This window comes from Serratia sp. Res13-Sevr-LER1-36-b (assembly GCF_015673035.1).
In the GTDB taxonomy this organism is placed as follows: domain Bacteria; phylum Pseudomonadota; class Gammaproteobacteria; order Enterobacterales; family Enterobacteriaceae; genus Chania; species Chania fonticola_C.
This window is the reverse complement of the sequence record NZ_JADACK010000005.1, coordinates 968,200-987,923: the sequence shown is the minus strand read 5'-3', so window position 1 is coordinate 987,923 and position 19,724 is coordinate 968,200. Positions and strand designations below refer to the sequence as shown.

Here is a 19,724-nt window from a genome sequence, read left to right as displayed (position 1 = left end):
GGGAGAGAAGAGACATGTCAAAGGGACAAACCGTACTTATTACCGGCGCAGGCCGTGGCATTGGTATGGCGATTGCCGAAAAACTGGCGCAAGAGGGCTATGACCTGATCCTAAACTACCGCAAGGATCAGGGGAAAAGTGCGGCCAATCTGCAACGCTTTGTAGCAGCAGAAACCCGGGTGAAGGTGACCTTGGCCAAAGCGGATATCGCCGAACCGCGCGATATCAGTGACATGGTGAATAAGCTCAGGCAGCAGGGGATCGAACGTATCGATCATCTGGTGCTGAATGCCGCCGCCGCGCCGTTCAAAGCCTTTATGGACATGACGCGCAGCGACTGGAAGCTGTTGCTCAATACCAACCTGATCGGCAACACCGCCTGCGTACAGGAAGTGGTACCGATGATGCCTCAGGGCGGTACGATTTGCGTGATTTCCAGTTTAGGCAGCCAGCGCGTATTGGAGAAATACCCGCTCGGCATCGCTAAATCGGCACTGGAAAATCTGGTGAGCTACCTGGAGGTGGAACTGTATGACCGCAATATCCGGGTCAACGGCATCTGCGCCGGGGTGGTGAATACCGATATGCTGCCGTACCTGGACGAACTGTGGTCAGCAATGTTCGAACGTTGGAATAACGCGCCGCGCCGTTGGAAGGTGGAGCCGGAAGAGGTGGCCAACATTACCGCGTTTCTGGTCTCTGAGCAGTCGAGCGCGATACGAGGCAGCACCCTTATTGCCGATCTTGGCATGATGCTGGATATATAGCCCCATAAACAAGGACCGTTCCCATGAAATACCAATTAGCTGGATGCCTGGTTTTACTGGGCCTGTCGTGTGTGGCTCAGGCGGCAGATCCGTTGGATCGTCATCAACTGAATAGCCTGACCCAGGAAGATCTGCGGGCCCGTGAGATTATCCGTCGTGCCGATCGCGTGAGAGCACCCGAGCGGCCTTTCCGCTATACGCTGACGCTGCTGGAACATAAGGAAGGGCGTGATGTTACGGAGAACCAGCAGGTGCTGGATATTTCCATGCGCTTCTATAAACCCTCGGAGCAGGTAGAGAAAGGGGATGCGCGTGCACTGGTGCGCTTTATCTCCCCGGTACGCGACAAAGGTAAAGCCTTGCTCTCCGATCTGGACAAGATGTGGTATTACGCTCCAGACCTGCGGCGTCCGATCCCGATTTCCCGCCAGCAACGCCTGATGGGGCAGATTTCCAACGGTGACGTGGTTGCCGCAGACTTTGATTACTCCTATATCTCCCGGCTGGTTGGTGAAGAGGCCTGTGGCCAGACGATCTGCTACAAACTTTCGTTACAGCGCCGTTGGCCCTATGTCACCTATCCAGCGATCAGTTACTGGGTGGAAAAAGACACCGGTTTCCCTAGCCGGGCCGACTTCCTTTCTGCCGACGGCGTACCGATCAAGCGTTCGTATTACCGCGATTATCAACAGGTGTTGGGCCAGATGCGGCCAACCACTATCGTGGTGGAAGACGCGCTGCGCAAGGATAACTACACCACCATGCGTTACAGCGACATCCAGTTGGAAACGTTGCCGGAAAGCAACTTCCAGAAAGAGTATCTGCTGAGGTTGAACGGTTGATGGCGAGCAGGCGATCCCCGATTAGCGGGGTTCTGCTGCTGGTGGGCGCCTATAGTAGCAGCAGTTGGGCGGTTGACTGTCTTATCCAACGCAGTTACGCGGGCATAGAGGGGATATCGTCCCATTCCTCGGACTCATTATGGCAGTTTGACGACCCGGCATTTCGTAACAACGCTATGGCCAATCTGTACCTTTCAGGTGTGTCCCACTGCACGTTGACCGAGACCCTCAGCCTCAAAGCGCAGGCCAGTGGTGAGTACGCTATCCAGGCACGACAGCCGGGAACTCTGGAGGATCAACGCCGCCAGGGGCTGGGCATACTCAACGAGGCCACTGCCAGTTGGGCGGTCAGCGACAGTGGGTATATCGATGCCGGTAAGGTACGTAAAACCAGTGGTTATCTGTTCTCGGTCGCGCCGCTCGACCTGCTGCGCAACATCAGCGGCAGCATGCGTAGTGTGCGGGTGTTTGGCCTGGGGGAGCGCGGGCGCAATTTCTACGAAGAAGGGGCGTATGGCATCAGCAGCTCATGGTACCGCAACGAAGGAACCTTCACGTTAGCGGCCTTTCCGCGCCTCAAGCGCAACACCCAGCGCCAGGAAGCCGCCTCGGAGTGGGACGCGATCCTGCGCACCAACAGTACCGACAGATACTATGCCAGTTACACCGCGACCGGTCTGAAGGCGTTCAACCCGACTTTTTCGCTACTGGCTGGCGATCGGAAAACCGTGGCGTTAGGCACTAGTGGCAACCTGACGGATATGCTGATCCTCAGCGTTGAGGGGGCGATTTCCCATGGGCAAACCTGGCGTCACCTAGACATGGCTTCCGCGCGTGCCATGCGCCAACTTGCCAATGTGCAGGAGCCGTACAAGGTGCGCGCCCATGGTGCGCAAGCGGATATCGGCGTTGGCCTGCGTTACACCACTGGCGATCAAAGCGAATACGGCGCGGAATATTATGGTCAGAGTCAGGGCTACAGCCGCAGTGAGTGGCAGGACAACGTCAACACCATTCGCTTCGTTAATGGGGGTTACGGCCAGTCATTGCCACCGCTACCGCCATCGTTCATGGCGGATATCCGTAACGGCTATCAGCAGTACTCCCGCCTGATGGCGGCAGAAACCGATAACGTCGGGCGGGGCGGCGACCTGCTCGGCAAACACTACCTCACCCTCTATACACGCACCAATAAAGAGCAGGTCGGCAGTATCGACTGGTCGGTCTCCGGTATGGTCAATCTGGTGGATGGCAGCAATGTGCTGAATCTGCACCTGAGCACGCCGCTCAAAAACAACATTGAGGCTTACACCGGCGTTGCGGCCAGCTTCGGCAGTAAAGAGAGTGAGTTTGGCACCTTCGGAGAAAAAGGAAATATCTATGCAGGTATGCGAATCAATTGGTAATACATCGGCCGCAACTAACGTCGCGGACGGTTGGATGATGATTTTCCCAGGACAAGGATCCCCGGCGATCGGCATGGGCAGCGATGTCTGTGATGTTTCACCGGGCACCAAGGCGGTGTGGGATTGTGCCAGCGATGTTTCCGGGCTGGATGTACGCAAGCTCTGCCAGAAAGGGCCGATGACACGCCTGACCAAAACCCTTTATCAGCAGTTGGCCGTCACCACCGTTAACGCCGCCATGCTGACGTTGTTACGCGAACGGACCCCGGTGTTGGAAACCGGTTACGCCGGGCATAGCGCAGGTGAATATACCGCGCTGTATGCCGCCGGGGTGATGGATCTGGAAACGCTGTTCCGCGCGATCACGCTGCGCGCGACGATCATGCAAAACCTGGCAGAAAAGCGTAAAGGGGCGATGTATGTGGTCAAGCCCTACGGTCATGATGCGCTGCGCGAGCAGATCGATAATCTTGGGCTGGGAACCGTACTCAACGTGTGCTGTGACAACGGGCACCAGCAGCAAGTGGTAGGGGGGGAACTGACCGCCGTTAAAACCCTGGTTAATCACCTGGCGCGCGATGGGGTAAATACCATCAAGTTGGGCGTCAATGGCGCCTGGCATACGCCGTTGATGCATGATGGGGTGGCACTGATGCGCCAGGCATTGGCCGACCTGCCATTCTCTTCGCCGGTTTGCCCACTGATTATGAACAGCAGTGGCAAAGCGGAATATAGCGTGGCGCAGATCAAGGAAAATCTGGCGTTGCACCTTATCCATACCGTGCGCTGGCGTGAGAGTATGGATCGGTGGGCACAGATGGGACATCGCCGCTACCTGGAGATCAGCAACAAGAAAATCCTCAGCCACCTGTTGGCGGAGCACTACGGGTCTGACGAGGATTACCATATCCAACACTATTACCATCTCGTTGGCAGCAGTGTTAAGCATGCGGGATAAGGGCGATATGATGCCAACATTGACTACTTTCAGCCAAAGATACATGCGAGGAGCCGTGATCCCCGTGGTGTTGGTCTCCGCTATTCTGACTTCGTCGCTGATCCGCAACGTCATTGACATTACTCTGCCGGAGATGATTGCCGGGTTGGGGGCAATCTGTCTGTCGATTGTCTGGAGTATGATGCGCGATGGTCAAGGTTACTGGGCGTACAGCGTATTCACCTTGCGGGTGTTTAAAAACCCGCAAGCGGTCGCGGGCCAGTATAAAGAGCGTAAAACAGCAGGGATGGCGAAATTGCTGTACCAGCCTGGCTGGGCTTCCTTGGTCATAGTGTGCCTGGCGGCGGCGCTGAGCGGCCTGATATGGCTATGCGGCCCAGACTGGCATTATCCGTTGATTGCGCTGTTTGGTGTCTTGGTGCTGCCAGCCTTGATGGTGGTTCAGCTAGGCAAATCAACCCCGTTCAATATCCTGCTGGCCTTGAAGTCCTATAGTGAGCCCGAAGCCTATCACCCTCGGCAGCGTCGCTTGCCAAGGTTGGTGGCCGAAGATTTGCTATTGAATCTGCTAACCAATTTCGCCCTGGTTTTGCCGATTGCCCGTAAGCCCGCATTCAGCATGGCTCCCGGCTATGCCGATCCTGCCTTTATCGTCGCGTTTATGATCCTGATGGGGGCGGTGACGCTGTTTATGCTGGTGTTTGCTGGCCGGACGCGGCGCTATGTGTTGTTTGGGGAATTACTCAATGGCACGCTGGACGCCAACTCTGCGCCTGTTGCTATCTGGGCGTTCACCGGCAAGCTGGCGCGTTGGCAGCGTGGTCTGCTCTGGTTACTGGCTTCACAGCTGTGGGCTATTGCGATCTGCCTGATTTTTGCGGCATTGCAGATCACTCCGCAATTTATCCCGCTATACCTTTGTGCCTTGTTGCCGTTATTGGTCGTTTACTGTGCGGAACGCTATCAGACCTTATATGACAACTACCATGACGCGCTGGAAATGCATAAACGCCATCAGGTGTATGCTATTAACGATGTCAAAACGATGAGGTAATTCATAGGGGGCACCTGGCGCCCCCTATGTGACTAGAGAAGTCCGCGGTTATTGGATATTGAAGAAGCCAACGCGCAACAGCACTTCAGCGACCACAATCAACCCGCTGCCCAAGGCAAGCAACCGCTTGTTGATACGTTGGGAACGCCAGCAGAGTGCCAGTGCGCACACACCAGCGATCAATATGACCCACGAGGCTAAACGCAGGCTGGCCAACTGAGCAAACGCTGCCAACGGTTGATGTGGGAAGGTGACAACGTCACTATTCCACACCGAGGTCAGGTACTCCATATACACGGGTTGCACCAGCAGGCGGCACAGCGTGATGGCAATCAGCAAGGCCACCGCCGTTACCGCCAGCTTTCCCATAAGCTGCGAGGGCAGATCGGGGCGGATCGCCAGCGACCACAGACTGGCGACCGCGCCTAGGCTGAGTACCGAACCAAAGAACATCAGGTAGGTGTTGAAATGCATCCATGTCACTACAGAGCTGTGAACATAGATGGCACTCATACAGAAGATGTCGACGATCCCCAGTAGCGAGGCAATCAGCAGTAAAACGATCGGCAGCCGTTTTGAGATCAGGGCAATCAGTGTCCCCAGCCCTAAAAACGCCAGATAAAGGCTGGCAAAGATGATTTCACGGCTCAGCCAGGAGCTTTCCACATGCCGTAAGGCGTGGAACGCATTCAGCGGATACCCAAGGTGGGCAGTTGAAACCATCAGGCCCAGTGCCCCGAAGATAAACGCGAGCAGCATGAAAGGCAGCGCCAAACGACGCTTTTCCTGGCTGCCCAGCCCTTGCTTGGCCAGCACCAGGCTAAAGGTGGTGAACAAGGTGATACCGACGGAAGCCTGCACCAGCAGGGTGAAAATGATAAGAGGCCATTCATGCATGATTATTTACTCCCCTGTTCTGCACCTTGATGCGGTTTGACGACCAGATTAGGGTGAGTAATGGCGGAGTCAGGCAGACCCTGCACATCACAAAGATCACCATATTTCGCCCGCAGTTCATCAATAGGGCCAAACTTGATGGCTCCCAACGGACAGGTTGCCACGCAGATGGGTTGTTCCCCAGCGGCTTGTAAATCGATGCAAAAATCGCACTTGGACATCTGGCCGGTAGTCTCATTGAGCTGTGGTGCGCCGTACGGGCACGACCAGGCACAATAGCCGCAACCGATGCACTTATCGGTGTCGACGCGCACGATGCCATCACCGGGGCGCTTATGCATCGCGGTGGTTGGGCAGTTCACCTTACAGATCGGATCCTTGCAGTGGTTACAGGATATCGACAGGGTATAGGCGTACACGTTGTTATGGAAACCGCCCTGGCCTGTGGAGACAAAACCGCCGCCTTTGACCTCATAAATGCGACGAAAGCGTCGCCCGACCTCCAGATTATTCTTGTCTTTACAGGCGACTTGGCAGGCTTTGCAGCCGGAACAGCGAGAGGAGTCAATATAGAACCCAAGCTGGCGATCGCTGACAGGGGCATACTCGATAAATTTACTCATGCTTTGGCAACCTCCACAAGCATCGTTTGGTGAGAGTTACCTTTCGCCAACGCGGTGATCCGCGCAGAGCTAAGCACGTTGGCACAGCCGCCATGATCGACGCCGTTGGCGTCAGGCTGCCACCAAGATCCCGCTTGCAATGCCACCACGCCGGGCATAATACGCTGGGTAACCTCTGCAGGAACCAGCGTCACGCCGCGATCGTTGTGGATACGAACGTAATCTCCTTGCGCAATGTGCCGGTGGCTGGCATCTGCGGGGTTGATCCACAGCTTCTGCGTCTGCACCTCCTGTAACCACGGGTTGGCATATTGGGTGGAGTTAGCCCGATTTTTGCCCTTCCAGGTGATCAACTGCAGCGGGTATTTAGCCGCCAGTGGGTCTTCCGGTCCCTCATGCGCGGGAACGTAATGGGACAACGCCGGAATTTCCGGGTGGTGCATGTCATACAGACGTTTGGAGAAAATCTCGATTTTTCCTGACGGCGTCGGGAACGGATGGTTTTGTGGGTCACGAATGTTATCGGCAAAGGCAATATGCGGCTTGCCTTTGAACAGGTGGCGGCGCTGCACCAACAGCTCATCAAACGTCGGCAAATGTTCATCTGGCATGGCCTTGCGGGAGTTTTCCCAGATCTGCACGATCCACTCCTTCTCGCTACGCCCAAGGCTGAATTCCTGCTCCACGCCCAGTTTCTGGGCCACTTCACGGATCCAGTCGTAATCGGAACGGCGTTCAAATTCAGGTTCGATCAGTTTTTCAGACAAGATCAAATAGTTCGCCGTTCCCCAGGTTTCGCCGATATTCCAACGTTCCATAAAGCTGGTTTCGGGCAATAACACATCGGCATATTTTGCGCTGGGCGTCAGATAGAGATCGCTTTGCACAATAAATTCGATCTTGGACTCATCGGCCAACACCTTGACGGCCTGGTTGATATCCGGGTTTTGGTTGGCCAGGTAGTTACCCGCCAAGGAAAATAGCAGGCGGATATTGCTATTGAGCTGGTCGCCACCGGTCAAGCCATCTGCGGGCGTGACCTTGCTGGCATCATCCGCCGCCTGCACCCAGTTCATTATGGAGATTTTTTCTTTTACCGGGTTGTCTGGCATTTCTGGGCCTGTGGTAAATTTACGGTTACCAATGCCGCCATAGCCGCCAGCCCAACCGCCTTTGATACCAACGTTACCGGTGATGGTTGCCAACAGCGTCGAACCTCTGGCGGTGCGCTCGCCACAGTTATGCCGCTGCGGTCCCCAGCCCTGGATCAGCGCTGCCGGTTTGGCCGTGGCGTAATCACGCGCCAACTGACGAATGGTTTGCGCCGGGACATGGGTGATAGCTTCAGCCCACTCTGGGGTTTTCTTGATGCCGTCTTTAGCCCCCATCAGATAAGCGACCAGCGATTCGTTGGCTGGCACGCCTTCCGGCATCGAACCCTCATCAAAGCCCAAGGTGTAGCGGGTGATAAACGCCTGATCATGCAGGTTTTCACTGATGATGACGTACATCATCGCATCCATCAGCGCGTTGTCCGTGGCGGGGCGCAACGGGATCCACTGATCCGCCAACGAAGACGAGGTGTCTGAATAACGTGGATCCACCACGATAAAGCGGGTGCCGTTCTGCTTCATCTGCTGAAAATAGTGATTGGTATGGCCAAAGATAGTTTCAGTAGGGTTATGTCCCCACAGGATCACCAGTGGCGTCTCGCTCAGGGTATCCAAGGTGTTGCCACTGGCCGCGGCCCCGTAGGTATAGGGGGTTGCCGCACCGGTGTTACCCATACTGACCGAGTGATAATACTCAAGGTAGCCGCCGGTCAGGCTTAGCAGACGGCGAGCCATTTTATCGCCTGAGAACGCGCCGCCGGTAACTGCGGTATTGTTATGGACGAAGCGCGAGGCGGGGCCGTATTTCTCGGTGATCCGTTTCAGGTTATCGGCAATTAACGTGGTCGCTTCATCCCAGGTGATACGGACAAACTTACCTTCGCCGCGTTTACCGACGCGCTTCATCGGGTATTTAAGCCGATCGGGGTGATAGACGAATTTACGGTAGCCGCGGCCACGCACGCAGGCGCGCATGATCGGCATTTCCGGATCAAACTCGGCATCGGGCAGGGTGGTGATGCGGGTAACCATACCGTCTTGCACATGGGCACGGATATCGCATTTACCGCCGCAGTCAAAGCTGCTACAGGTCGGAATGATGCGTTCTGCTGGCACAGTTCCAGCAGATGTGTCGTTTTTGATGCCCCCATTGGCATAGGCAAATCGAACGCCAACCAACGGGGCTGCGGCTAGTGCGCTGCTCACTTTAACGAAGTGACGGCGGCTAATCCCTGGTGGGGAATCGTTATTATATTTATCGGTCATGATATTTACTCAAAAGAAAAAATATTATCGACGGTTAGCCACTCTCGCTTCATTGCGAAATATCAAACGGATCTACTTATTTAGGGGTAATTTAATGATTTCATGACCGCAATGATAAAGTTACTCATTTGCGTTTAGCGTTTTGTTGTATTACATAGCAGGCAGTAGCAGCTAAATAAGAATATTCTTGGGTTGTTAACTTAAAAACAAAAAGCGCCCATCATAAGTGAGAGTTGCAGAAAAACGGTGCCATTCATTCTCTTTGTGAATGTAATGAACGGCATGAATTTACTGAAAAACCTTATTTCCAGTTATGTGAACCGCTAATATTCAGGTATGATGCATGGTTTCCACCACGCTGAGAAAATATGACGACTCTCGCATTGGTGAGAAAAACTTATGGGATTGTGACAAGCAAACTCATATACTGTATTGACTTAGGCTAAATCGAGGGACTGAAGGCTTATGAGGTACGATCCAGTTTCGCAAACTTTTGTTGATGATGACTACCGCCTGCAAGATCACCTTGATTTTAAGCGGCAGCATGCGGATATCAACTATGAAAAGCTGCATGCTCAGCTCAACGAAATGAAAGATGAGAACATGTATGCCTTACTCACGGTAGAGGAGGCGCAGTATTTCTTAAAAACCCTATGCGATCCCAATGCAAACCAGTCGTGGAAGGATGCGATGTTTTCCTGCACCGACCCGATGTCGTCTTTTGCTGGCAATATCGCCGAGGCACTATCCGTAGGCAGGATCGCGATGGAGCTGAGAGGGTTTGGCGTCACGGCAACCGAATACGTGGGGAGAAATGGCAATCGCTACATCCGGTTGTCGGGATACCCTGGCATCAGAAGGTATTTAAATGCTACCCGCTACCTGATTGATAACCAGAGAATATTAGATATAGGCATCGGGACCAGAGGTATTGAGAATGGCATTATTGGTGGGGCAAGATTCTGTATTGTGTTTGCCGCCGCTTATCGCGCAGTTGAGTTGTTGCTAAAAGACGAATATGGTCTAACCGATTTCTTTGTAAATTTAACTATGGATATGGCTAAATTGGCGGTGTCAACTGGGGTTGCATGGGGAGCAAAAACGATAGCTACTGGTTTTATGGTCGCGGGAAGTAGTGTTGTTGGGATCGCTATTGCTGTGTTTGCCATCGGACTTTTCGTTAGCCTCTTATTATACTGGATTGATACGGAGTTTAAAATTAGTGAAAAAATAATAAAGCACTTGAAGTCCTATAAAATACATAACTCACCTTATCATCCAGATCAATTTTTTAACACTTGGGGGAGGCTCAGTCGTGGTTAAGTTAAATAGACCTATTTATGGAGCTTTCGCAGTTTTTCTTTTACTCCTTGCATTTTGGGGTTGTTGGTTTTCTTTACGTGGGTACCTGGCCTTTTTTAAATTAAGTGAGCTTGTTATTTTTTCATGGAAGGTTGGGGTCTTGGTTTTCTTTGCTCCATGGGTTTTCTATTTTTCATATTTGACAATGTGTTGTGCAATAAAGAATAAATACTCAAAAATGAATAATAAAATAGCTAATTTTCTATCTACTATTGCTATATCTGGTGCAGTACTTAGCTTATTATCTTCGATGTATATTAGCCAAAATCTTAAAGATAATGGTTATAAAATCTGCCCAAGGAAGTCCTGGATGGCTCCAAATGAATATGTAAGAGATCTAAAAATGTGTCCGTAGTGAAATTGTTAACTCTTCTGTACTTGGAGGGTTCTCAGTGATGGATGATGTAACCAGACCGCGTTATGCCGTTTTTGCGGTTTTTCTTTTATTGCTTGTATGTTGGACTAGTTGGTTATCTTTAAGTGCTATATTGACTTCTTTAGATTAAGTGATGTCATTATTTTTTCTTGGTGAGTTGGGTTGATGGTTTTTTCAACACCTTTCATGCTTTACTTTTTATATGTTATTTTCAATTGAGAGGCTTGCCGACAAAAGCGAGCAATAAACTATTTGGTCGATTAGGCATGCTTGCTATGATTGGGGCGGTAATTAGTTTGTTTTTTCATTCTATGTGGGCTATAGCCTCAAAGAGAACGGCTACAAAACCTGCCCCGGAAAATCCTGGAATGCGCCGACAGAATATGTAAGGGATATGAAGTTGTGTTAATAACAAAATACCAGATACCCGTAAGAAGAGTATCTGGTCATGAAAATCAGTAAACCCTGTCATCCCAGATGCTATAACCCGAAGTGCCCGCGCTCTTATGGCTCCAGCTAATGGACTTATACTTTACCTGCACTTTTTCAAACGGCATTTTGTCACCCTCATCGATGGAATGGGGGTAGATACAGGTGATATCGACAAGGGTGGCCTCGGTCAATTTAACTTCGTAGTAAAGTTCTAACTGACCAGCGGGATTGACGCGGTAAAAGTAAAAAATGATGTCTATCGGTTCATTTTCCGTTATTGCCACACCGAGTAACGGAGATGACTTATCGATAGGCTTAATAAATTGTACAGGGTGGTGGGAGACATTCTGTTCACGGCTGATGCTATGATTTAAGCCTAATACCTGCACCTGATTTTCATGGCCTGCCTGGCACCGGTTGCCAATAGAGTCCAGCGATGAGCATCCGGCGGAGATTAGGCCCTGTCTCTTGCCGTTAATACTTGCGTAAATCAAATTAGACATATCGCTTCCTTATGTAGTCCATACCTTCATTAAAAACACGATCAGTGCCGCTGTGGCGGCGCTGGGGGCACCGTAAGTTCGAGCGTAAACCGAAAATGCTCGCCGCTTGAGTCCGTAAATTTCGCCTCGGCGATATGGCCTTCATTTTCCGCATACAATGAGAAAAAACGCTCCATAACCACCGATAATACTTCTACCGTTTCAAGTTGACTATTTTTAATGCTTTCATTGAGTTGTCGATCCAGTTTGGCCACCAACTCATTTTGGTCATTAATGACATTGTTGCTTGTCTTGGTCATGTCCATGCCTCTTTCATAAGAACAGTCACCACAGGCATTAATGAGAAGTGGTGGGTAATTTTTCAAGGGTGAGTTTGAGCATGCGACCATCTGAAACCTTCATCTCAGCGCTATCCGTCTTATTTGCTCTGAATAATAAAATGCAAATCCGCATCAGTAATGCCAGCTTTTCTTCGGGTATTAAGGGACTATCGCGTAGAGCCTGTTCAAGCTGCTCGACTAGTTGCTCCATCGCCGGAGTTTTATGACCGAATAGCGTCCTTGATTCTTTTTCCATACTAACCTCCCTTGTCATGAATCATCAATAATACAGATTACCTATAAATAACAGGGGTTGTCTATAAAAACGCATGCGCAGCAGTTTCTGTTATTCAAAATTAAAATGTCAGCCCCTTGTTCAATTATAAAAATGTATGTTATTGACGCTTTTATCTGTGCTTGATTGGCGTAGGTTACAATGCGAAAACAGACGTTGTTATTTACTTGACGGCGGCAGGGGACGCCTGAGCCGAATGGATCACAAATCCCGGTGGACAGAGGCTGCGAAAAAGCGACAATAAGCGGGTTAACTTAATCAAAGGACATGAAGTAATGCATACACTTGACGCTATTGAGCAACGCCGCGCGACCAAACAGTTTGATACCCAGCATGTGATGACGCTGGATGAGAAGAAAGCGCTGCTCAATATTGCCCTGCAAAACACCCCCAGTGCTTTCAACCTGCAACATTGGCGCCCGCTGCTGATCGAAGATCGTGCACAGCGTGAGCATATCCGCGAGGTGGCCTGGGGCCAGGCGCAGGTAACCGACGCCTCCATGCTGGTTGTACTGTGTGGCGATCTGTCCAGTTGGGAATCCCAGGTGAAAAACATCTGGCGTGAAGCGGCGGAACCGGTGCAACAGTTTATGCTGCCCGCTGTCGACCAATATTACCGTGGTAAGGCTCAGGTGCAGCGTGATGAAGTCATGCGCAGCAGTGGCTTGTTTGCTCAGACTTTGATGCTGGCAGCCAAGGCTCAAGGATATGACTCTTGCCCGATGGACGGCTTTGATTTTGACGCCGTGGGCAAGATCATCAATAAGCCCGAGCACTACCAGATTGCGCTGATGGTGGCGATTGGTAAGGGCATCGGCCAACCTTATCCACGCATTGGTAAACTGCCGGTTGATGAGATTGTGCAGATCGACCGTTTTTAATTGAATTGCCTCTCTCCCCGTTGGGAGAGAGGTTTCTGAACTAACCCATCCCCTGAATAATTTTCCCCAAACTTTCACGCTGCGTTCCACTAAGCGCTTGCGCACCGCCGTGGCCTGCATTCTCTGCGATTAATTGATATAACCCCACCAGCCAATCGTAGATATACAGCGCCGTGTTATTGATCGGTTCGACCGGTAATGCAGTCATGCGTAGATCGGCGCTCTGGCTGGGTTTGGTAAAGATCTTATGGCCGCGGTTAATGCGGCTTTCTGGCCGTTGCGCCTGCGGACGCAGTTGGAAGCCAAGCCAGGCGACAAAATCCCCCAGCACCGTCAAGGTACAGGCGATTTGCCGCTCGACGTGATTTTCCCTGCTGTGGCCCGCGTGTCCCGGTTCGGCCAGGGCATTCCCTAAGCGTTGCCAGATATCCAGCCGGAAACTGGCGGTGATCAACTCATCGGCCAGCGTGGTCAAGGTGGCCGTTTCAACCGCCAGCAGGTCGATTAACGCACGATTATCAGCCAGATTACGCAGTTGGGTGATCCATAGCTGTTGCACCTGCAAAACCACGTTGGCGCCAGACTCCAGCGGAGATGCCGCTGTAGGTTGCTCGTCAAACAGATCTAACGCGATCGCCAAGGGATCGTCGTTATGCGGGCGATCTTGCTGTTGCTGGCAAAAGAGTGGCAGCAGGGCGTTGCGGTCAGGCAACAGGTGCTCCAGCAGTTCACCATGCAGCGTGGTGCGGTCTTGCAATGCTTTTACTGTGGCCTTGGCAAGGGGCGCTTTATTCTCGGTTTCTACATTGAGCCAGCGGCCAAGCAGGTTATGCCGTAAATCTTGCTCAAGCCGATCGAAACGTTGTTGCAGGCGGTTATGACGGGCTGCGACATTCACCGAAGTGAGAAGATAGTCGGTCATTCGCCGGACTTCATCTTCATTCATAGCCAGCAGCGTTCCCCAAACCTCGCCGGGATGGCCAACGTAACGTTGTACGGCTTGGTCAAAATGGGCCGACGAACGCTGATCGTACGGGGTAAATGCCCAGATCAACTCGGGATGCCCACGGCTGCCTTCTTCCTGATGGTGTTGTACCCAATAATCCAGCGCCCGGCCGACCATGGTTGCTTCTTCACGGCAGGCCGCCGCATGGCAGACGATCAACGCTTGCATGGCCTGTTGGTCGCTATAGCGTTGTAGCAACGTGAGGCTCTTGGCCTGCTGCAGGCTCTCATCGTCTGCCCTATAGGCAGGCAGGTCCAGATAATCGGTCTGCGCAAAGCCGCTATGGGCCGGGGGGCTTTGTAATGGGATCAGCAATTCTGCGACCAATAACCTCAGCTCTGCCACGGGCATCGTTATCACACCGTTATCGAGTTTGAGCTGAACCTTGTCATCGGTCTCTTCCAGGTTTGCTGGCGTAAGGATGCCGTAGCTGGGCTGCTGATTTTCATCCGTCAGCAGGCTGAGCGGAGCCAGCACGCTTGCTGCGTCCTCAAGTTGCTCCAGCCGGTAAGCCAAGCGACGGTAACAGGAGGTTAGTGCCGGTTCTTTCCCCCACAGCGGAGCAAACAACTGTGCCCGGTCATCAATGGACAGATAGGGAGCGATAGCCAAGGCGTTTGGCCAGTATTCGCTGTCCCAGCGCTGTTGTAACCGTGGGTCGTCTGTACGCAGGCTATCCCAGAGGGCAACAATATCATCGGCACCGATACCCGGCAGAGCCTGAGGTTGGCAACGTTTTGTCAACGAGGTGAGGAGTTCTTCGATCTCTGTTTTTTCTATTGTCTGTAGCATATGACTGCTACGCGCCAACATGCACACTAACTCCACCGCCGTCAGCAACTGAAGCTGCACCGGATAATCAGGATCTTGTTGAGCTACGGTGTGGCTAAAGCGGATCGCTATCCCTACGGCGGAGTGCCCTGGACGGATGTGCGTCAGGTAATCCAGTGTTTTATCGGCGAAGGTGGTCGCCAGGCAGTCTGGCTCGGCCGTGGCCAGCGAGGCGATAAGATGATTTTTTGCCGCTTGCGATCGGCCATAAAAGCCCAGCGATCCCGGTTGAGTGGCGGCAATCGCCAGCCGCTGAAGCCGAATGCGACATCGGCGCAGGTTAAGCATTAGGGTTGGCGCTTCTAGTGCAAAACGGGGCGTCTGCAGGCGGACATTATCCGCCCAGACCAGCGCCTGAGCGATACCTTGATTTAATAACGGCCAGCGCTGGGTAAGCGGGGAGATTGGGGGGATAGCTGACTTCATGCAAAAACGCTCCCGCTGTCGATCCAATAGTGGGTAGCCCCGGTGGCACTGTCGATCAGCGTATTCAATTTGAGTTGCAGATGTTCGGTGGGCACCGGGCTACCGTCTTCCAGTTCGGCGCTAGTGACGCTCCAGCGAGCGGGAGAGTCCGGCTGCGGAGCAATTTTAACCCGTAACAGGTTATCGCCAGCCAGGTTACGCGCCAGCTGTGGATCGATAATCGTCAGGGTAAACAGCGGGGCGGCGGGCCAGTGTTCGTTATCTAACTGACGGAATCCCAGGCACAACGCGCCGTTGAGGGCAAAGCTGACGTTGCTGTCCAAGCCGCCATCCGGGGTGTCCAGATCGAGATCGGCATAAAAAACCTGATTGGCGGGCAGGCGATTGTCCCCATCCAGGCGCCCCAAGTAACGCACCGTTGAATAAGGGCGGAAATCGGCCGCTTTGAAGTAAACCCCCGGTAAGCGCAACTCCAACGCTAACAGACATAGCATCGCCCCCACCGCCGCAGTGGATTTGGGATTGTCGATCCGCCCTTGCTGGCTGAAAGGATACCAGCCGCTGGTGTGATAACCATCCAGCGAAACGATGCGGTTGATCGGCACCGGCTGCAGCTGCCGGAACAGGGCCTGAATGCCGGGGAACCGGGAAGGACGACCAGTGAGCAACAGCACGTCGCAGTTGTGCAGGGCGATCACCTCGGTTAACAACCGCAGATTGCGGGTAAGCGCCATGCGCGGTGCCAGGAATTCGGCGTGCAAGTGGCTTAGCCGCAGGATTAGCGGCGTCTGCAAAACGTCGAACAGTTCTGCCTCTGCCGGTAAACCGCGTTGTACCGCAGCATTGATATATTTCAATACGTTATCGGTGGGCTTTTGCGTCAACAGTTCGCCCAGCACGGCGTCTATCTCGCTGCGAGTCTGCACCGGGGTGAAGCTTTCATAGCGTTCCAGGATCGCCTGAGCGAGCGGAATGAAAAGTTGCAGTGTCACTTGTTGCTGCAGCACTGGGCTCTCTTCCTGGCCAAACAGTTCTGCCATCAGAGCTGCCGGTTCTGCCACGCCGACGCGTTTGAATTCGGCCTGTAGGGCGGGTAATAGATACAGGCGGATCACTTCCAGCAGAATGTCATCGCCCGCCACCTTGAACCCTTCACGGAATAACAGATGCGGCGTCACTTTGACGTTGTTGCCAGCTGTCTCTTCCAGACGGTACTGGGTGATTGCCAAATCGGTGGTGCCGCCGCCGATATCCACCGAGGCAATACGCAGCGTTTTCCCCGGTTCAGCGGAGTCTGGACGTGCCATGGCGCTAAAGAACGCCTCCGCCTGGCCCGCGAAGTTGGCCTGGATTTCGTTATACAGATAGACCATCTGGCCACAGGTGGCCTCATCCCACTCCATCTGCACGGCAGGGACTGGCACCGAACTGGCTATGCCGCTCAAGTCTTCGTCTGCCGAATGCCAACCCATGCCTTGCCACACGAGCGCGATCGCTTCATGCATCCGCTGGCGGAAGATTTCACGTTCCGGTACCGGCATAGCGGAAGGCAGGGTCAGAATGATATTACGCATACGGCGAGGTGCTGCCCCGTTCCGCAAGGACAGGCGCTGGGCCACGCTGTTGATCTGCATCAGCGCCTGGGCCAACAGCTCGCTCAGCATCAGGGCCATCAGCGAACTGCGGCTGTAGTTTGGGGTGAAAACCGGCAGGCGCTCTTCCGGTGGCAGGCTGGATAACGGCTGGCCTTGGTCATTGATCAACAGAGCCAATGGTTTAGCGATAGCAGGCGGTTCCTGCAGGCAATGCTCTGCCGTACGGTTGAAGCGCCAGCCTGGGGCGTAGCTCTCCTCATCCCACAGATAGCGCCGTGGGCTGGATAGGCCGGTAGATGCCGTATCGCCTTGCCGCTGTAGCGCCAGACGGCAGGCTTCATGGCCCACCCGAGTCAGGGAAGGCCAGAGAAACGCATCGTCGCGGCCACTTTCAAACGAATAATTGGCCTTGCCAAAGTTGGCAGGGGCAAATTCCGTGCGGCTGGAAAACAGGCCTTGGTGTAGATAATGCGGTTCGCTGAGATCGCGCAGTTGCAGTTCATAGCTGTGTTTCAAGCCGTTGCGTTCCGCCGGGTGATCTTCTACCAGGATGCCGCAGGTATGAGAGTTGCCGACATCAAGTATCAAATCCACATTCACCGCGGCTTGCTGCACATCGCTGCCTAGGGTGATATTCGGCACGTTTAGTTGGCTGCCCAGCAGTTCCAGCAGGTTCAGGTAATGTGCCTGGTATTCAAATTCGCGCAGCGAAGCGTTGATATTGCGTTCCGGGCGCTGCTCCAGGGCGATGGCCTGTTGGGTAAAGACCTCGCGTAGCCAGCCATCCACCCAGGTGGCATCCAGGAAATCCCCAAGATCCTGGCTATGGTGCGCCAGCGCAAAGCTCAACCCGGTGATGATGTCCTGCTGATTAGGGGCCAACTGTTGGTTTTCACGCCCTGCTGGATAGACTTGGGTATCAAATGCCAACGTGATGCGCAGCGTGTGGCCTTGCCGATCCGGCTGATCCAAACGTCTGATTTGCATACGTACCCAGTTGTCCGGCCCGCTGAGAAAACTGTTTGGCGGGTTGAAGCGCAAGAACGGCAGCGGTAACCAAACGCGATCTAGCAGCCGCAATGACTGCTCCAGAGGAAAGCTGAATTCCGGGCGCACCATTTCGGCCGGTTCGCCTGGGGCTACCGGCAGGAAATAGCGATCCTTGGCCTGATGATAGTTCAGCCGCAGCAGTGGGCCGTTGGCGGTCTGTCGGACAAATTTGCCAGGGCGCTCGGCATCTAATACCGGCGTAAGGGAGAAGTCCAGAAATTGGATCCCGCTGTTGGGTATCAGCGTAACGCGCTGCGGATATGCGATGGGGGTCGCCAACATTATTTACTCTCGCGCTTGATCGTCATAGGGAATACCGTTTCGTTGTTGCCATAGCGCCCGCTGCATTCTGCGGCTGCGCCAGCTTCACCTTGCTTACACACCAGCTCCGGCATTTGATAACGGGAACCGTCGCTGCAACGGGCCTTGGTACGGCTGTTGATCACCAGATTGCCGGATTGCATCAGACCGGCGTTGACCTCAACCCGGCAGGTGACTTTGTCACCCTGAACGATCCTGGCGGTGCCCTTGCCACGGTTAAACTGATACAGCAGGCTCGGCGGTTTGCCGGTCAGCGGATCCTTGATCGCCAAGGTGACGCGCCATTTGCCGTTGAGGAAGGCGGTTGAACCGGCCTTTACCGCTTCGGCGGGTAACGTCAGCGCCAGTTTATCGACCACTACCGGCGTGATGACCGGCGGGGGCAGCACCTCCGCATAGCCTAATGGCAACTGTAGAGCGGCGGGAGTAATAACCGGCTTGGGTTGTACCTTGACCGGCTCAACCGTTTTTATTGCTGGCTGAGGGGTTGGCTTAGGGAGTAACAGCCAGATCCCGGCGGCCAGAATGAAAGCAGCAGGCAGTAGCAGCAGCCACCAAGCGTGGTGAGGCTTGTCATCCGTCGTGGGGGGCTGTGGTGCTGGCGGTTGCGGTTCAGCAATGGGCTCAGCAATGGGTTCAATAATCGGTGGGGCGATGGGGAGAGCTGGGCGATCTTTCGGACGTAGGCAATCCAAAGGCGCGTTACGGATCTTGCCATCGGCTTTCACGCAGCCCCAGAAGGTGATCACCGGTTTGCCATCTACCAGGAATACGGCGTTCTGATCCGGGAACTGCATGGCCTTGCTGAGCAACGCCGCAAACATTTGCAGGTTGGCTTTACCACTGTGGCGAGCGCGTAGACTGATGGCTTCTGCGGTGGTCTGGAAATGTTCCAACAGCGGCAAGGCGGCTGCCCGTGCATCGTCATCGGCCGCTTGCCAGGAGATCGCCCGCCCAGCGATTGGCGCATACCAGTCAATGCGGTCGCCTTGCGCGTTGGGGATCGCCAGGCAATTCGCTACGCCTGGCTGTTGCTGGAGGCGCAACGCCTCACGTAACTGCGACGCCAACGCATAAACAGGTTGCCCATTTTCGCCCAATGTAAGAACGTCATCTAGATTGCCACTGCGTAAAAAGGGTTTTGCCACACCGGATGCCTTGCTTGTTAGCGATACCCTATGGATTTCAAGCTGCAGCTAGGCAACAAACTTACTCATCCCCAGGAGCTTACTTTTGGTAAGTGACTGGGGTGGGTAAGTGCAGTTAACACCGCTGCAGCTTGAAAGACGACGGGTAAAACGGCTAGTTTAAGTGGCTATAGCCTGATCAAACGGCTGAAAACAGGGGCAAAGTGGCATCTGTTTTGTGCATCGGATTGCCAGCGGTAGCGAACGATATTAT

The 19,724-nt window shown here is 53.5% G+C and carries 17 protein-coding genes and 1 pseudogene; 9 read left to right on the top strand and 9 right to left on the bottom strand.

The annotated features are described in order from the left end of the window. Nucleotides 1–14: 14 nt before the first annotated feature. From IMQ33_RS05575 to IMQ33_RS05555, 5 genes are read left to right on the top strand one after another with little or no spacing between them, the layout of a single operon-like run. Entirely contained in the window at nt 15–767 is a 753-nt protein-coding gene (locus tag IMQ33_RS05575; protein WP_196063050.1) for an SDR family oxidoreductase, read from the top strand. Between the two features lie 23 nt (nt 768–790). Further along, entirely contained in the window at nt 791–1,609 is an 819-nt protein-coding gene (locus tag IMQ33_RS05570) for an outer membrane lipoprotein-sorting protein (RefSeq protein WP_196063049.1), read from the top strand. After that, a complete protein-coding gene (locus IMQ33_RS05565) occupies nt 1,609–3,015 on the top strand; it encodes a hypothetical protein (RefSeq protein ID WP_196063048.1) in 1,407 nt (468 codons plus the stop codon). The genes IMQ33_RS05570 and IMQ33_RS05565 overlap by 1 nt, the downstream gene beginning before the upstream one ends. 34 nt (nt 3,016–3,049) lie before the next feature. Further along, entirely contained in the window at nt 3,050–3,973 is a 924-nt protein-coding gene (locus tag IMQ33_RS05560; protein ID WP_230326868.1) for an ACP S-malonyltransferase, read from the top strand. Nucleotides 3,974–3,980: 7 nt separating this feature from the next. Beyond that, entirely contained in the window at nt 3,981–5,027 is a 1,047-nt protein-coding gene (locus IMQ33_RS05555) for a hypothetical protein (protein ID WP_196063046.1), read from the top strand. A gap of 48 nt (nt 5,028–5,075) precedes the next feature. Here the strand turns inward: IMQ33_RS05555 and IMQ33_RS05550 are convergent, their stop codons facing one another. The 3 genes from IMQ33_RS05550 to IMQ33_RS05540 are packed head-to-tail and all read right to left on the bottom strand — an operon-like array spanning nt 5,076 to nt 8,925. After that, the gene (locus IMQ33_RS05550; protein WP_196063045.1) at nt 5,076–5,924 is read right to left on the bottom strand and encodes a DmsC/YnfH family molybdoenzyme membrane anchor subunit; all 849 of its coding nucleotides are present in this window, start codon (nt 5,922–5,924) and stop codon (nt 5,076–5,078) included. A gap of 2 nt (nt 5,925–5,926) precedes the next feature. Beyond that, the gene (locus IMQ33_RS05545) at nt 5,927–6,547 is read right to left on the bottom strand and encodes a DMSO/selenate family reductase complex B subunit (protein ID WP_196063044.1); all 621 of its coding nucleotides are present in this window, start codon (nt 6,545–6,547) and stop codon (nt 5,927–5,929) included. Further along, a complete protein-coding gene (locus tag IMQ33_RS05540) occupies nt 6,544–8,925 on the bottom strand; it encodes a DMSO/selenate family reductase complex A subunit (RefSeq protein ID WP_065685823.1) in 2,382 nt (793 codons plus the stop codon). The genes IMQ33_RS05545 and IMQ33_RS05540 overlap by 4 nt, the downstream gene beginning before the upstream one ends. Before the next feature lie 465 nt (nt 8,926–9,390). Between IMQ33_RS05540 and IMQ33_RS05535 the strand changes: the two genes are divergently transcribed. From IMQ33_RS05535 to IMQ33_RS26360, 3 genes and pseudogenes are all read left to right on the top strand, one after another. After that, nucleotides 9,391–10,248, top strand: coding sequence for a hypothetical protein (locus IMQ33_RS05535; RefSeq protein ID WP_173409279.1), 858 nt, complete (start codon nt 9,391–9,393; stop codon nt 10,246–10,248). Beyond that, nucleotides 10,241–10,642, top strand: a complete 402-nt coding sequence (locus tag IMQ33_RS05530; protein ID WP_186531282.1) for a DUF1240 domain-containing protein — start codon at nt 10,241–10,243, stop codon at nt 10,640–10,642. The genes IMQ33_RS05535 and IMQ33_RS05530 overlap by 8 nt, the downstream gene beginning before the upstream one ends. A gap of 328 nt (nt 10,643–10,970) precedes the next feature. After that, nucleotides 10,971–11,072 (top strand): annotated as a pseudogene (locus tag IMQ33_RS26360) (DUF1240 domain-containing protein); the annotation flags it as partial. A gap of 46 nt (nt 11,073–11,118) precedes the next feature. Here IMQ33_RS26360 and IMQ33_RS05520 read toward each other — a convergent pair. The 3 genes from IMQ33_RS05520 to IMQ33_RS05510 are packed head-to-tail and all read right to left on the bottom strand — an operon-like array spanning nt 11,119 to nt 12,174. Then, on the bottom strand, nt 11,119–11,598 hold the full coding sequence (locus tag IMQ33_RS05520) for an Hcp family type VI secretion system effector (RefSeq protein ID WP_024530297.1): 480 nt from the start codon (nt 11,596–11,598) through the stop codon (nt 11,119–11,121). Nucleotides 11,599–11,639: 41 nt separating this feature from the next. Next, entirely contained in the window at nt 11,640–11,897 is a 258-nt protein-coding gene (locus tag IMQ33_RS05515) for a hypothetical protein (RefSeq protein ID WP_065685825.1), read from the bottom strand. Between the two features lie 37 nt (nt 11,898–11,934). Beyond that, nucleotides 11,935–12,174 carry a hypothetical protein gene (locus tag IMQ33_RS05510; RefSeq protein ID WP_024530295.1) on the bottom strand — a complete coding sequence of 80 codons (240 nt, stop codon included), beginning with the start codon at nt 12,172–12,174 and terminating at the stop codon, nt 11,935–11,937. 314 nt (nt 12,175–12,488) lie between these two features. Between IMQ33_RS05510 and IMQ33_RS05505 the strand changes: the two genes are divergently transcribed. Then, a complete protein-coding gene (locus IMQ33_RS05505; RefSeq protein ID WP_024530294.1) occupies nt 12,489–13,094 on the top strand; it encodes a nitroreductase family protein in 606 nt (201 codons plus the stop codon). Nucleotides 13,095–13,134: 40 nt separating this feature from the next. Here the strand turns inward: IMQ33_RS05505 and IMQ33_RS05500 are convergent, their stop codons facing one another. Genes IMQ33_RS05500 through IMQ33_RS05490 form a run of 3 tightly spaced genes read right to left on the bottom strand, consistent with a single transcriptional unit; the run spans nt 13,135 to nt 19,471 of the window. Further along, nucleotides 13,135–15,357 (bottom strand): virulence factor SrfC family protein, encoded by a 2,223-nt coding sequence (locus tag IMQ33_RS05500; protein WP_196063043.1) that lies wholly within the window; start codon nt 15,355–15,357, stop codon nt 13,135–13,137. Next, nucleotides 15,354–18,284, bottom strand: coding sequence for a virulence factor SrfB (locus IMQ33_RS05495; RefSeq protein WP_196063042.1), 2,931 nt, complete (start codon nt 18,282–18,284; stop codon nt 15,354–15,356). The genes IMQ33_RS05500 and IMQ33_RS05495 overlap by 4 nt, the downstream gene beginning before the upstream one ends. Beyond that, nucleotides 18,284–19,471, bottom strand: a complete 1,188-nt coding sequence (locus IMQ33_RS05490) for an SrfA family protein (protein WP_098931093.1) — start codon at nt 19,469–19,471, stop codon at nt 18,284–18,286. Before IMQ33_RS05490 ends, IMQ33_RS05495 begins: the two co-directional genes overlap by 1 nt. Between the last annotated feature and the right edge of the window lie 253 nt (nt 19,472–19,724).

What these genes read in the sequence shown, in the direction of transcription:
- IMQ33_RS05505 (WP_024530294.1), top strand. Translation starts at nt 12,489, where the DNA reads ATGCATACACTTGACGCTATTGAGCAACGCCGCGCGACCAAACAGTTT.
- IMQ33_RS05540 (WP_065685823.1), bottom strand. Translation starts at nt 8,925, where the DNA reads ATGACCGATAAATATAATAACGATTCCCCACCAGGGATTAGCCGCCGT.
- IMQ33_RS05495 (WP_196063042.1), bottom strand. Translation starts at nt 18,284, where the DNA reads ATGTTGGCGACCCCCATCGCATATCCGCAGCGCGTTACGCTGATACCC.
- IMQ33_RS05510 (WP_024530295.1), bottom strand. Translation starts at nt 12,174, where the DNA reads ATGGAAAAAGAATCAAGGACGCTATTCGGTCATAAAACTCCGGCGATG.
- IMQ33_RS05550 (WP_196063045.1), bottom strand. Translation starts at nt 5,924, where the DNA reads ATGCATGAATGGCCTCTTATCATTTTCACCCTGCTGGTGCAGGCTTCC.
- IMQ33_RS05500 (WP_196063043.1), bottom strand. Translation starts at nt 15,357, where the DNA reads ATGAAGTCAGCTATCCCCCCAATCTCCCCGCTTACCCAGCGCTGGCCG.
- IMQ33_RS05515 (WP_065685825.1), bottom strand. Translation starts at nt 11,897, where the DNA reads ATGACCAAGACAAGCAACAATGTCATTAATGACCAAAATGAGTTGGTG.
- IMQ33_RS05555 (WP_196063046.1), top strand. Translation starts at nt 3,981, where the DNA reads ATGATGCCAACATTGACTACTTTCAGCCAAAGATACATGCGAGGAGCC.
- IMQ33_RS05565 (WP_196063048.1), top strand. Translation starts at nt 1,609, where the DNA reads ATGGCGAGCAGGCGATCCCCGATTAGCGGGGTTCTGCTGCTGGTGGGC.
- IMQ33_RS05520 (WP_024530297.1), bottom strand. Translation starts at nt 11,598, where the DNA reads ATGTCTAATTTGATTTACGCAAGTATTAACGGCAAGAGACAGGGCCTA.
- IMQ33_RS05560 (WP_230326868.1), top strand. Translation starts at nt 3,050, where the DNA reads ATGATGATTTTCCCAGGACAAGGATCCCCGGCGATCGGCATGGGCAGC.
- IMQ33_RS05570 (WP_196063049.1), top strand. Translation starts at nt 791, where the DNA reads ATGAAATACCAATTAGCTGGATGCCTGGTTTTACTGGGCCTGTCGTGT.
- IMQ33_RS05575 (WP_196063050.1), top strand. Translation starts at nt 15, where the DNA reads ATGTCAAAGGGACAAACCGTACTTATTACCGGCGCAGGCCGTGGCATT.
- IMQ33_RS05545 (WP_196063044.1), bottom strand. Translation starts at nt 6,547, where the DNA reads ATGAGTAAATTTATCGAGTATGCCCCTGTCAGCGATCGCCAGCTTGGG.
- IMQ33_RS05535 (WP_173409279.1), top strand. Translation starts at nt 9,391, where the DNA reads ATGAGGTACGATCCAGTTTCGCAAACTTTTGTTGATGATGACTACCGC.